General features: G+C 68.7%; 7 protein-coding genes. 5 read left to right on the top strand and 2 right to left on the bottom strand.

Annotation, left to right across the window (positions count from 1 at the left end):
- The first annotated feature begins 34 nt into the window (after positions 1-34).
- The 3 genes from AC04MD_RS16660 to AC04MD_RS16650 all read left to right on the top strand — a co-directional run bounded on the left by AC04MD_RS16660 (position 35) and on the right by AC04MD_RS16650 (position 6,641).
- On the top strand, positions 35-2,254 hold the full coding sequence (locus AC04MD_RS16660; protein WP_475498387.1) for a TonB-dependent receptor: 2,220 nt from the start codon (positions 35-37) through the stop codon (positions 2,252-2,254).
- A 403-nt stretch (positions 2,255-2,657) separates the two neighbouring features.
- The gene (locus AC04MD_RS16655; protein WP_475498386.1) at positions 2,658-5,984 is read left to right on the top strand and encodes a hybrid sensor histidine kinase/response regulator; all 3,327 of its coding nucleotides are present in this window, start codon (positions 2,658-2,660) and stop codon (positions 5,982-5,984) included.
- A gap of 168 nt (positions 5,985-6,152) precedes the next feature.
- Complete coding sequence (locus AC04MD_RS16650; RefSeq protein WP_475498385.1) at positions 6,153-6,641, top strand: NUDIX hydrolase; 489 nt, start codon at positions 6,153-6,155, stop codon at positions 6,639-6,641.
- A gap of 1,338 nt (positions 6,642-7,979) precedes the next feature.
- Here the strand turns inward: AC04MD_RS16650 and AC04MD_RS16645 are convergent.
- On the bottom strand, positions 7,980-8,642 hold the full coding sequence (locus tag AC04MD_RS16645) for a response regulator (RefSeq protein ID WP_475498384.1): 663 nt from the start codon (positions 8,640-8,642) through the stop codon (positions 7,980-7,982).
- Positions 8,643-8,735: 93 nt separating this feature from the next.
- On the bottom strand, positions 8,736-9,503 hold the full coding sequence (locus tag AC04MD_RS16640) for a 3-hydroxybutyrate dehydrogenase (RefSeq protein WP_475498383.1): 768 nt from the start codon (positions 9,501-9,503) through the stop codon (positions 8,736-8,738).
- 133 nt (positions 9,504-9,636) lie between these two features.
- Between AC04MD_RS16640 and AC04MD_RS16635 the strand changes: the two genes are divergently transcribed.
- Both AC04MD_RS16635 and pssA read left to right on the top strand, forming a co-directional pair.
- Positions 9,637-11,472 (top strand): 3-hydroxybutyrate oligomer hydrolase family protein, encoded by a 1,836-nt coding sequence (locus AC04MD_RS16635; protein ID WP_475498382.1) that lies wholly within the window; start codon positions 9,637-9,639, stop codon positions 11,470-11,472.
- Between the two features lie 199 nt (positions 11,473-11,671).
- Positions 11,672-12,286, top strand: coding sequence for a CDP-diacylglycerol--serine O-phosphatidyltransferase (pssA, locus tag AC04MD_RS16630; RefSeq protein ID WP_475498381.1), 615 nt, complete (start codon positions 11,672-11,674; stop codon positions 12,284-12,286).
- The last annotated feature ends 31 nt before the right edge of the window (positions 12,287-12,317 follow it).

Below are 12,317 nucleotides of genomic sequence, written 5' to 3'. Positions count from 1 at the left end.
CGCCGCCATGTCATACCCGGGAGGGGGAGACCCAATGAAGCGCAAGCACCTGAGCCTGGCCATCGGCTGTGTCCTGTTGTCGTCCGTGCCGGTGGCGTGGGCACAGGACGCCACGCCGGCCGCCGCGTCGCCAGCCACCAACGCCACCACGCTCGATTCGGTCAAGGTGACCGCGCGCAAGCGCGAGGAAACCCTGCAGGACGTGCCGGTGGCGGTCACCGCGTTCACGCCCGAAACGCTGGACAAGCTCAACATCAAGGACCTGGGCGATCTCGATGCGCAGGTGCCGAACCTGACCGTGTACGCGGCGCGCGGCTCCACCAGCACCGTGACCGCCTACATCCGCGGCGTCGGCCAGGCCGATCCGCTGTGGGGCGTGGATCCGGGCGTGGGCATCTACTTGGACGACGTGTACATCGCCCGCCCGCAGGGCGCGCTGCTGGACGTGTTCGACGTGGAGCGCATCGAAGTGCTGCGCGGCCCGCAGGGCACGCTGTACGGCAAGAACACCATCGGCGGCGCGATCAAGTACATCTCGCGCGGCCTGCCGCAGGAAACCACCGGCTTCGCTTCGGTCACGGTCGGCAACTACAACCAGCTGGACGTGAAGGCCGCGCTGGGCGGCGAGATCGGCGGCAAGGACAGCGGCCTGCGCGGCCGCGTGTCGGTGGCCAGCATGAACCGCGACGGCTTCGGCACCAACACGTTCACCGGCCAGGAGGTCAGCGACAAGGAGATCAACGCGGTGCGCATGCAGCTGGGCGCGTACTCGCAGGACGATTTCGACGTGCAGGTCGCGTTCGACTACATGGATGACCAGTCCGGCGTGCGCGGTGCGAAGATGCTGGCGCCGAACCCGCTGGCGCCGGCGTATCCGCCGACCGACGACCGCTACGACATCCGCAGCGGCATGAAGAACATCAACGACACGGAGATGAAGGGCGCCTCGATCACCGCCAACTGGCGGCCGAGCGAGGACTGGGCGTTCAAGTACGTGGCCGCCAAGCGCGAGTCGGACACCGAGACCAACATCGACTTCGATACCACGCCGCGGCCGCTGGTCGACGTGCGCGCGTTCTACAGCGACAGCCAGGTCAGCCAGGAATTCCAGGCCAACTACGACGGCGGCGGCCGCGCCCGCGGCGTCATGGGCCTGTACTGGTTCAATGGCGACGCCGGCGGCCAGGTGCTGAACTACTTCTGGAACCCGCTGCTGGCCACCGGCCTGACCAACCCGCTGTTCGGCGACACCCAGGGCGTGGTCAACACCAAGAGCATCGCGCTGTACGCCGACTGGACCTTCGACCTGACCGACCGCCTGAAGCTGGACGTCGGCGCGCGCTACACCGACGAGGACAAGCACGCCGTCGCGCTGAACCGCTTCTACACCAGCACCTCGTACGACACCTCGTGGGGCACGGCGGCGAACTTCGACAAGACGGTCAACTTCAAGAACGTCTCGCCGAAGGTCTCGCTGGACTACCAGATCACGCCGGACATCATGATCTACGGCCTGGCGTCGCGCGGCTTCAAGTCGGGCGGCTACAACATCCGCGCCAATACCACGGCGGTGCCGCGCTCCGGCGAACCCTTCGACGACGAGCAGGTCGACAGCTTCGAGATCGGCAGCAAGATGTCGTTCCTCGACCAGCGCATGTTCCTGAACCTGTCCGCGTTCCACAACAAGTACGAGGACATCCAGCTGTCGGTGTTCACCTCGTACACGCTGCCGAACGGCTCGCAGAGCTTCTTCGGCGACTTCACCAACGCCGGCAAGGGCACCGTCAACGGCGTGGAAGTGGAGTACCAGTTCCTGCCGACCGCCAACTGGCTGATCAGCGGCAACCTGGCCTGGCTGGACGCGAAGTACGACGAGTTCATCAGCAGCGGCGTCAACATCGCCGACACGCAGTACTTCACCAACGCGCCGGAGTTCTCGGGTGCGCTGAACGTGGAATACCGCACCGACCTGGCCAACGGCGGCAACCTGTCGGCGCGCGTGGGCTATTCCTACCAGTCGGAAGTGTGGCCGACCACCGACCTGAGCCCGGTGATCAAGCAGGAAGGCTACGGCCTGGTCAACGCCGGCGTGATCTGGAAGGTCAACGATGCGTGGAGCCTGTCGCTGCAGGGCACCAACCTGGCCGACGAGGAATACCGCACCACCGGCTACAACATCGCCGCCTACGGCGTGCTGACCGGCTTCTACGGTCCGCCGCGCCAGTACAGCCTGACCGCGCGCTACGATTTCTGAGCACCCGGACGGTCTTGGTGGTTAACCGGCAACGGCGGGCGAAAGCCCGCCGTTGCTGCGTTATGCTCGCGCGCATGTCTTCCCGCCCCGTAGCGTGCGCCATGCGCACGATCGCTCAACCTTCCTTGCGCCATGGACGGTCTGGCGACGACTCGGCATGGGAGGTGTCCGGGCTGTCTTCGCGCGGGGTCCGACATCGTCAGGCCGGGCGCGCGGCGCACGCCACGGACATGTCAGGGCGCAGGGTCCGTCCCGTAACGTGCGCCATGCGCACGAGCACGGAATCCGTCCCGCGTCGAGAGAGCCCTGCCTGTGGTGCGGCGCGGGATGGCGTGGAAACGTCTTCGGGCAGGGCCCGACATCGCGAGGTCGTGCGCGCAGCGCACGCTACGGTGGGGTCAGGATGCTGAGCGTCGGCATGGTGGTGCTGGCCGGCCTGCTGTGGCTGGGGGTGCTGTTCGGCTCCGCGCTCTACGCCGAGCGGCGTCCGCATGTGCTGGCGGTGCAGTGGCCCTACATCTACGCGCTGTCACTGGCGGTGTACTGCACCTCGTGGACCTTTTTCGGCACGGTGACGCAGGCCGCGCGCTACGGCTGGCCGCTGCCGCCCACCTTCGTCGGCACCATCCTGCTGTACGTGTTCGGCGCCTTCCTGCTGGTGCGGCTGGTACGGATGGCGCGCGAGTCGAACGCGACCTCGCTGGCCGACCTGATCGCCACGCGGCTGGGCAAGGACGGCTGGCTGGCGGCCATGGTGACGCTGGTCGCCGCGCTCGGCCTGATTCCCTACATCGCCCTGCAGCTGAAGGCGGTGGCGATGAGCTTCGCGCTGCTGACGCGCTCGCCCGGCAACGATGCGCTGCCGGCGTGGCAGGACAGTGCGCTGTACGTGGCGCTGGCGATGGCGGTATTCGCCATGCTGTTCGGCACGCGCCGCGCGAGTGCGGTGGAACACAACCGCGGGCTGATCCTGGCGATGGCGTTCGAGTCGCTGTTCAAGCTGGCGGCGATGCTGGCGCTGGGCCTGTTCGTCTGGTTCGGGCTGCCGGACCTGCCGGCGGTGCCCGCCGTGTCGGCACCCGCGTCCACGACCTACGGTTTCATGCCGCTGGTCGCGCTGGGCGTGCTGGCGATGTTCACCCTGCCGCACCAGGTGCACGTGGGCGTGGTCGAGTGCCGCGACGAGCGCCACGTGCGCACCGCCCGTTGGCTGTTCCCGCTGTACATGGTGCTGATGGCCGCGCCGCTGCTGCCGCTGGCGCGCGCCGGCGGCGCGATGTTCGGCGACGCGGTGCCCTCCGATCTCTATGTGCTGGCACTGCCGCTGTCGCAAGGGCACCAGGGCCTGGCGCTGCTGGCCTTCCTCGGTGGCCTCAGCGCGGCCACTGGCATGGTGGTAGTCAGCACGCTGACGCTGAGCCTGATGATCGGCAACCACTGGCTGGCGCCCGGCTTGCTGCGCGGCGGCTGGTTGCGCGGCGCCGGTGGCGACCTGCGCGGGGCGGTGCTGATGCAGCGCCGCGTCGGCATCGTCGCGGTGATGCTGCTGGCGTGGGCGTACAGCCGCCTGGTCGCGGGCAACGACGCGCTCGCCGATGTGGGCGCGGTGTCGTTCTCGGCGCTGGCCACGCTGGCGCCTGCGCTGGGCTTCGCCATCTGGCGCCCGCAGACGCCGCCGCGCGCGGTGATCGCCGGCATCGTCGCCGGCTTCGCGGTGTGGGTCTGGCTGCTGTTGCTGCCGGTGACGATGGATGCGCGCGGCGTGACGCCGGCATGGTTGCAGCAAGGGCCGTTCGGCATCGCGGGCCTGTCGCCGGACGGCTTCTTCGGGTTGACCGGCTGGAGCCGGCTGGGGCGCGCGGTCGGGGTCAGCCTGTTCCTCGGCACGGCGGTGACGTTCGTCGTCATGGGCTGGCGCGGCAGCGCGCCGCGTCGCGCCGACAGCCGCGGCTTCGATGCGAAGACGCTGCGCGATGCCGGTCGCCGCTTCCTGCCGCGCGAGCGGGTGGAGGAGTTGCTGGCCGATGCGCCACGCAGCGGTCCGGTGCCGGCGCCGATCGAGGCGCGGCTGGAACGCGAACTGGCGGCCGTGCTGGGTTCGGCTTCGGCCCGGCTGCTGCTGGATGCGGCGCGGCGCGAGAGCGGTGACCTGGAGACCGTGGCCGCCATCGTCGGCGAGGTCTCGCAGGACCTGCGCTTCAACCAGCAGGTGCTGGAGGCGGCGCTGCAGAACATGAGCCAGGGCATCAGCGTGATCGATCGCGAACAGCGGCTGGTCGCCTGGAACCGGCGCTATGCGCAGATGTTCGGGTTTCCCTCCGATGTGCTGCAGGTCGGGCGCCCGATCGCCGACCTGACGCGCTGGGCGCTGCAGCGCATGCCGCAGCGCGGGCAGGACGAGCGTGCGCTGGAGCGGCGCCTGGCGTTCATGCGCGCCGGCACGCCGCACCTGACCGAGCGCGTGTTCCCCGACGGCAGCATCGTCGAGATCCGCGGCAATCCGATGCCGGGCGGTGGCTTTGTCGCCACGTATACCGACGTGACGGCGTCGCGCCAGGCGGAGCGCCAACTGAAGCAGGCCAACGAGACGTTGGAGCAGCGCGTGGCCGAGCGCACCACGCTGCTAGAGACGGCCAAGCGCGAGGCCGAGCACGCGAACGATGCCAAGAGCCGCTTCCTGACCGCGATCGGCCACGACCTGCTGCAGCCGCTGCATGCGGCGCAGCTGTTCACCGATGCGTTGTCGCAGCAACTGCCGGAAACCCACCAGCGCGAGACCGCGCTGCAGGTGCGCGGTGCACTGGATTCCACCACCGACCTGCTGACCGGCCTGCTGGACATGTCGCGGCTGGAAGCGGGCGGGCTGGTGCCGGAGCCGCGCGACCTGCCGCTGATGGAAGTGCTGGAGCCGCTGGCCTCGGAATTCCGCGTACTGGCGCGCGAGCGCGGCCTGTCGTTCGCCGTGGTGCCGACGCGCACCTGGGCACACACCGATCCGCAGCTGCTGCGGCGCATCCTGCAGAACTTCCTCGCCAACGCGGTGCGCTACACGTCGCGTGGCGGCGTGCTGCTCGGTGTGCGCCGGATCGGCACGCGACTGCGCGTGGAGGTATGGGATACCGGTCCCGGCATCGCCGAGGCGGACCAGCGGCGGATCTTCGAAGAGTTCCGTCGCGGTGACGACGTGCCAGGGCAGGGGCTGGGACTGGGCCTGTCGATCGCCGACCGCATCGCGGTGCTGCTCGATGCGCCGCTGTCGCTGCGCAGCCGGGTGGGGCGCGGTGCGGTCTTCGCTGTCGATCTGGCGCGGGTGGCCACGCCGGCGCCCGCGCCCGAGGCGATCGGCAAGCCCGGCCTCGCAGGCCGTCGCGTGCTGGCGGTCGACAACGATCCTGTCGCGCTGTCCGCGTTGCGGCAGGTGCTGGAAGGCTGGGGCTGCAGCGTCGCCGTTGCCGGCGATGGTGCGGGTGCGGAGCGCGCGTTGCGGGAACACGCGGCCGAGCTGTGGCTGTTCGACTGCCACCTCGACGACGGCGATACCGGCGTGGCGCTGGCCGGACGCCTGCGCGGATCGCACGGTCATCGTCCCTGCCTGATTCTCACCGCCGACCAGACCGACGCCGTGCGCCGTGCCGTGCGCGACGCGGATCTGCCCTTGCTCGCCAAGCCGGTGCGGCCGCTCGCATTGAAGTCGGTGCTCGACCGGTTGATGGCCGCGCGGGCGATGTGATGGCGCATCGTCGTCCCAGCGAACGCTGGGACCCATCTTGCTCTTGCGGTTCCGAGCACGGGGCGGGGAACCCGCGGAGACCAACATCAAAATGGGTCCCAGCGTTCGCTGGGACGACGGCCGATGGTTCAAAGGTAGAATCACCACCCCCCTGCTCACCGATCTCCCATGCCCTACACCCCCATCGTCGCCACGCTCGGCTACGTGCTGTCGCCCGACCGCTCGCAGGTACTGCTGATCCATCGCAACGCGCGTCCCGACGACCAGCACCTGGGCAAGTACAACGGCCTGGGTGGCAAGATCGAGCCCGACGAGGACGTGGTGGCGGGCATGCGTCGCGAAATCCTGGAGGAGGCCGGCATCCGCTGCGATGCGATGAGCCTGCGCGGCACGATCAGCTGGCCGGGTTTCGGCAAGCAGGGGGAGGACTGGCTGGGCTTCGTCTTCCTCATCACGACGTACAGCGGCACCCCGTTCGAGACCAATGCCGAAGGCACGCTGGAGTGGGTACCGGTGGAGAAGATCATGGACTTGCCGCTGTGGGACGGCGACCGCCACTTCCTGCCGCTGGTGTTCGACGCCGACCCGCGTGGCTTCCATGGCGTCATGCCGTACCGCGACGGCCGCATGGTGTCGTGGGATTACTCGCGGATCTGAAAAGCCGCGCGGCTTGACCCTGTAGGAGCGACGTCAGTCGCGACCGTAATGCAAGGCGGTCATCGCACCATGGATGAGCGGCAGGCCCTACGACGCATGTTTTCCTTCTGCGGGTCATCCATGGAGCAAACGAGGCCAGGGCCTGCGGTCGCGACTGACGTCGCTCCTACAGGGGGAACCGCCGCATGTTCCACGATCCGGCTTGTCCACACGCTGTGTGGATCGGGTTTGGGAAACCGTGTGGATAACCGCGTCGCCGCCTTATACCGCAAGGCTGTCAAGATGTGTGGCGAAAATTTGACCATGCCATGACGGACACCGTCCGGGGTTGTCCACACCGCATGTGGATGGTCTGTCGACCAACATGTGGATAAGCGCCGGCACGCGTTGCGGCGCAACGCTGTCAAGATGTGTGGCGAAATTATGACCAGCGCCTGTGGCGGTCGTGCAACGGCGGCTTGTTCCACGCGATGAGCCTTCATTCCAGCGTGCGCCGGGATCCATGATTCCGATCCGTCGTCCCAGCGAACGCTGGGACCCACCTTGCTTCTGTGGCAATTCCTGTGAAGCAAAAGAAGGAGCCAATGGATCCCAGCGTTCGCCGGGATGACGATCCAAGAGTGATGAAACGGTGTGGTTCCGGCGGATTGTGAAGGCCGAATGGCGACTCAAGCCGGTAGCCAGCTAGCGGCGTCTTGAGGTACGTGGGAAGGCGCTGGCTCTCGGCCTTCGCCGGGATGACGGTCAGGCAGTCGACAGCGTCCGTCGTCCCAGCGAACGCTGGGACCCCAGCTTGCTTATGTGGCACGTCCATGCGAAGCAAAGGAAAGAGCCAATGGATCCCAGCGTTCGCTGGGATGACGGCAGGGAGCGTCGCGGAGCTTCGTTCGTCTTCGTTCTTCCATGCACCGCAACGACGCAAGTCCCTGGGTCCCCGCTATCGCCGGGATGACGGTCAGGCAGTCGACAGCGTCCATCGTCCCAGCGAACGCTGGGACCCATCTTGCTTATGTGGCACGTCCATGCGAAGCAAAGGAAAGAGCCAATGGATCCCAGCGTTCGCTGGGATGACGGCAGGGAGCGTCGCGGAGCTTCGTTCGTCTTTGCTCTTCCATGCACCGCAACGACGCAAGTCGCTGGATCCCGGCCTTCGCCGGGATGACGGTCGGGCAGTCGACAGCGTCCGTCGTCCCAGCGAACGCTGGGACCCATCTTGCTTCTGTGGCACGCCCATCTGAAGCAAAAGAAAAAGCCGATGGATCCCAGCGCTCGCTGGGATGACGGCGTGGAGCGTCGCCAAGCTTCGTTCCCGACCTGCGTTGCGGCGACGAGACAGGCTTACTCGATCTGCCTTGCCGGATCCGCCAGTTCCAGTTCGCGCAGCACCACGCCGGCCTGGGTGCGGTTGCGCACGCCCAGGCGGTCGAAGATCGCGGAGAGATGCGCCTTGACGGTGCGCTCCTGCACGTCGAGGCGGTCGGCGATCTGCTTGTTCAGCAGGCCCTGCGCGACCAGCGTCAGTACACGGAACTGTTGCGGCGACAGGCTGGCGAGGCGACCGGCCAGTTCGGTGTCGTGTTCGGACGATTGCGAGCGCGCCACCGCACCGCGCAGCGACGCCGGCAGCCACTGCTCGCAGGCGAGCACGCTGCGGATGGCATCGCGCAACTCGTCCAGCCCGGAACTCTTCGGCAGGTAGCCGGCCGCGCCATGGTCCAGGGCGCGGCGCACGACGCGCGGGTCGTCGTTGGCGGACACCACCACCACCGCGACCGCCGGGAACTGCGCGCGGATCGCCGCCAGCCCGGCGAGGCCGTGGTTGCCCGGCATGTGCAGGTCCAGCAGCACCAGGTCGATGTCGTCGTGCGCTTCCAGCGTGGCGATCACGCCGTCCAGCGATTCCGCCTCGCGCACCGACAGCTGCGCCACGGCGTCCGCCGCCGCGCCGCGGAGGGCGGCGCGGAACAGCGGATGATCGTCGGCGATCAGCAGGTTAGGCATGGGAGCAGGAGTGAGTGAAGAGGAGTGAGGAGTGAGCGGTGGGGGCAAGCGGGCTTTCGCTCACTCCTCACTCCTCTTCACTCCCGGCTCGCTTCATTGCACGGTCCAGCCGCCGTCCACCACGATCGTCTGGCCGGTGATGTTGCGGGCGGCGGGCGAGGTGAGGAAGGCGGTGATGCCGGCCAGTTCGTCCAGGCCGATGAAGACACCCTTCGGCATCGGCTTCAGCATCACCTGGCTGACCACGTCGGCCTCGGAGATGCCGCGCGTGCGTGCCTGGTCGGCGATCTGCTTGTCCACCAGCGGCGTCTTCACGTAGCTGGGGCAGACCGTGTTGATGGTGATGTCGGTGTCGGCGGTTTCCAGCGCCAGCACCTTGGAGAAGCCGACCAGGCCGTGCTTGGCGGCGACGTAGGCGCTCTTGTACGGACTGGCGACCAGCGCGTGGATGCTGCCGATGTTGACGATGCGGCCGAAGCCGCGCTCGCGCATGCCGGGCAGCACCGCGCGGGTCAGCCGCGCCACGCCCACCAGCATCACCTGCACCAGGAAATCCCACTTCTCGATGGGGAAGTCTTCCAGCGGCGAGACATGCTGCAGGCCGGCGTTGTTGACCAGTACGTCGATGGGGCGCGAGATCGTCGCCAGCGCGGCATCGATGCTGTCCTGCGAGGTCACGTCCAGCGCGACGGCTTCGACGGAACCGCCTTCGCTGCGGATCTGCGTGGCGACCGCTTCGGCGGCGTCCAGGTTCAGGTCGCTGACGATGACGTGGCGGCCGGCTTCGGCCAGTTGCGCGGCGATGCCGGCGCCGATGCCGCTGGCGGCGCCGGTGACGAGAACGGTGTGGGTGGGCTGCATGGGGGAACTCCTGCGTGTCGTCGCTAGGGTAGCAGGCAGGCGCGCGCGGTTCGTGGTACCAAAGTACGATGACGGCGCTTCCCGCGGAGGGTAGTTTCATGGCACTGACCGGAACCCTGGACGCTTTCCACGCATGAACGCGAAGACGCGCATTTCCTGCGGCCTGTTGCTCGGCGCGGCGCTCGCCGCCTGCAGCAGCGCGCCGCCCAAGCCCGAAGCGGTGGCCCACATGATCCAGCCCCAGCGCGTGACCGACCATCGTGGTGCCGACGACCTGCTCACCGCCGGCCTGGGCTTGGATGGCCTGCGCGCGATGGCGGCGCCCGCGTTCGCCGATCCCGCCAACCCGACCCCGGCCGAACTGCGGCGTCGCGCGATCTGGGCGAACTGGCGCGGCATCGCCGATCTGTCGCTGACCGGCGGTTACGGGCAGGCCTACGGTAGTGTGGCCAGCGTGCCGGGCCGCGAGTATTCCGCGCTGGCGACGGTCGCCGGCGCGAAGCAGCCGCATCGCGTGCTGGTGCAGGTGCCTGACACCTTCGATGCCACCAAGCGCTGCGTCGTCGTCACCGCTTCGTCCGGCTCGCGCGGCGTCTACGGCGCCATCGCGGTCGCTGCGCCGTGGGCGCTGCCGAAGGGCTGCGCGGTCGCCTACACCGACAAGGGCGCGGGCACGGACTACTTCGACCTGACCGAGCAGCGTGGCGCGCGCGAGGACGGTACGGTCGGTGCGCTGGGCGGCGACACGCTGGCCTTCGCGCCCGACGCGCCGGTCGGCGCCAGCGGCGTGGCGGTCAAGCACGCGCATTCCAAGGACAACCCGGAAGCCGACTGGGGCCGGCACGTGAAACAGGCCGCGGAATTCGCGCTGGCCGCGCTGGACCAGGCCTTCCCGCAGGCCGCGCCGTTCCGTTTCGACAACACGCGCGTCATCGCGGTCGGCATCTCCAACGGCGGCGGCGCGGTGCTGCGCGCCAGCGAGGAAGAGGGCGGCTGGCTGGACGCCGTGGTCGCCGGCGAACCCAACATCTACGCCGCCGACGCGCCCGGCGCGCGCTCCCTGTACGACTACACCACCGAGGCCGCGCTGCTGATGCCGTGCGCGTTGCTCGACCTGCCGGCCGAGTCGCTGCCGCAGCCGCCGCTGCGTGCGCAGGTCGAACCGCTGTGGACGGCGCGTTGCGCCACGCTGAAGGCGGCGGGCCTGGTGACCGGCGCGGATGCGAAGGCGCAGGCCGCGTCGGCGCGCGCACAGCTGAAGGCGAACGGCTGGACCGACGAGGCGCTGGTCGCCGGCGCGCTGAGCGTGGGCTTCGACCTGTGGCGTGCGGTGGCGGTGACGTACGCGTCCGCCTACGGGCGTTATGGCGTGGGTGAGCACCCGTGCGGGTTTGCGTTCTCGGCCCAGAACGCCGACTTCTCCGCGCGCGCGGCGACGGCCACCGAGCGTGCCGCGTGGTGGTCCGAGGGCAGCGGTATTCCGCCGGGCGCAGGCGTCGGCATCGTCGACACGAAGCTGGCGCCGCCGGACTTCACCCTGCCGGGACTGCAGTGCCTGCGCGCCTTGCAGACCGGCAGTACGGACGACGCGCGCCGCGTGCAGGCGGGCGTCGCGCAGACGGCGGCGCGCTTCCCGAAGACACGCCGGCCGGTGGTGGTGATTCATGGCCTGGACGACGGTCTCGTCCCGCCCGCGTTCTCCAGCGCGCCCTACGTCGCCGCGGCACGTGCGGCCAATCCCGATGTGCGCTACTGGCAGGTCCGCCACGCGCAGCATTTCGACGGCTTCCTGGCGCTGCCGGCCTACGGAGCGCGGTATGTGCCGCTGTTGCCGTATGTCTACGCCGCGCTGGACCAGGTCAACGCGACGCTGGACGGCCGCCGCGAGCTGCCGGCGAATGCGCTGATCAGCGCGCAGCCGCGTGGGGCGGGCAACGTCGAGGCTAGCCAGCTGGCGATTCCGCGGTAACGCTGTTCCTGTAGGAGCGACGTCAGTCGCGACCGCGAACCCGGAAGCTTCAGGATGTCGGGTCTTCTGCGGAATCCCTGATGACGTCATTCTCGCGGTCGCGACTGACGTCGCTCCTACAGAGGTACGAGTCGACCCCCACGACGGTTTCACCCCGTTCGGCTTACCCTGTAGGCCGTCCTCGGTCACGACTGCCGCCATGTCCCGACACTTCTCGATGATCCGCGATTTCCAGCTGGCCGACTGGTTCACGCTGGGCAATGCGTTCTGCGGTACCGGCGCGATCTTCGCGGCGATGCGCTTCCTGCAGGAGGGCATCCTGCGCGACCTGATGATCGGCATGGCGCTGATCCCGCTGGCCTTCATCTTCGATGCGCTGGACGGACGGGTCGCGCGCTGGCGCAACCAGGCCTCGGTGCTGGGGCGCGAACTGGACTCGCTGGCGGACGTCATCTCCTTCGGCGTGGCCCCGGCGGCGCTGGCCTACGCCTGCGGCATGCAGGGCGGCTGGGACTGGCTGGTGCTGTCATACTTCGTGGCCTGCGGCGTCAGCCGGCTGGCGCGCTACAACGTCACCGCCGAGTCGCTGGCCGACGGCGGCGACAAGGTGAAATTTTTCGAGGGCACGCCGATCCCGACCAGCCTGCTGCTGGTCGTGCTGCTGGCGATCGCGGCCTACCTGGGCCATGTGGGGCCGGACCTGTGGCTGGGCGCGCTGAAGCTGGGGCCCTGGCTGCTGCATCCGCTGGTGCTGCTGTTCGCGGTATCCGGCACGCTGATGATCAGCAAGACGCTGCGCATTCCCAAGCCTTGAGTCGTGAGGTGAGGGCACGTCATGCACGCGC

The sequence above is a fragment of the Pseudoxanthomonas sp. LjRoot206 genome (assembly GCF_056175725.1).
Note: the sequence above shows the minus strand (reverse complement) of the source record. Positions and strands in the feature narration are given on the sequence as shown.

Coding starts and splice junctions, on each gene's coding strand:
- AC04MD_RS16660 (WP_475498387.1), top strand. CDS start 35: ATGAAGCGCAAGCACCTGAGCCTGGCCATCGGCTGTGTCCTGTTGTCG.
- AC04MD_RS16655 (WP_475498386.1), top strand. CDS start 2,658: ATGCTGAGCGTCGGCATGGTGGTGCTGGCCGGCCTGCTGTGGCTGGGG.
- AC04MD_RS16650 (WP_475498385.1), top strand. CDS start 6,153: ATGCCCTACACCCCCATCGTCGCCACGCTCGGCTACGTGCTGTCGCCC.
- AC04MD_RS16645 (WP_475498384.1), bottom strand. CDS start 8,642: ATGCCTAACCTGCTGATCGCCGACGATCATCCGCTGTTCCGCGCCGCC.
- AC04MD_RS16640 (WP_475498383.1), bottom strand. CDS start 9,503: ATGCAGCCCACCCACACCGTTCTCGTCACCGGCGCCGCCAGCGGCATC.
- AC04MD_RS16635 (WP_475498382.1), top strand. CDS start 9,637: ATGAACGCGAAGACGCGCATTTCCTGCGGCCTGTTGCTCGGCGCGGCG.
- pssA (WP_475498381.1), top strand. CDS start 11,672: ATGTCCCGACACTTCTCGATGATCCGCGATTTCCAGCTGGCCGACTGG.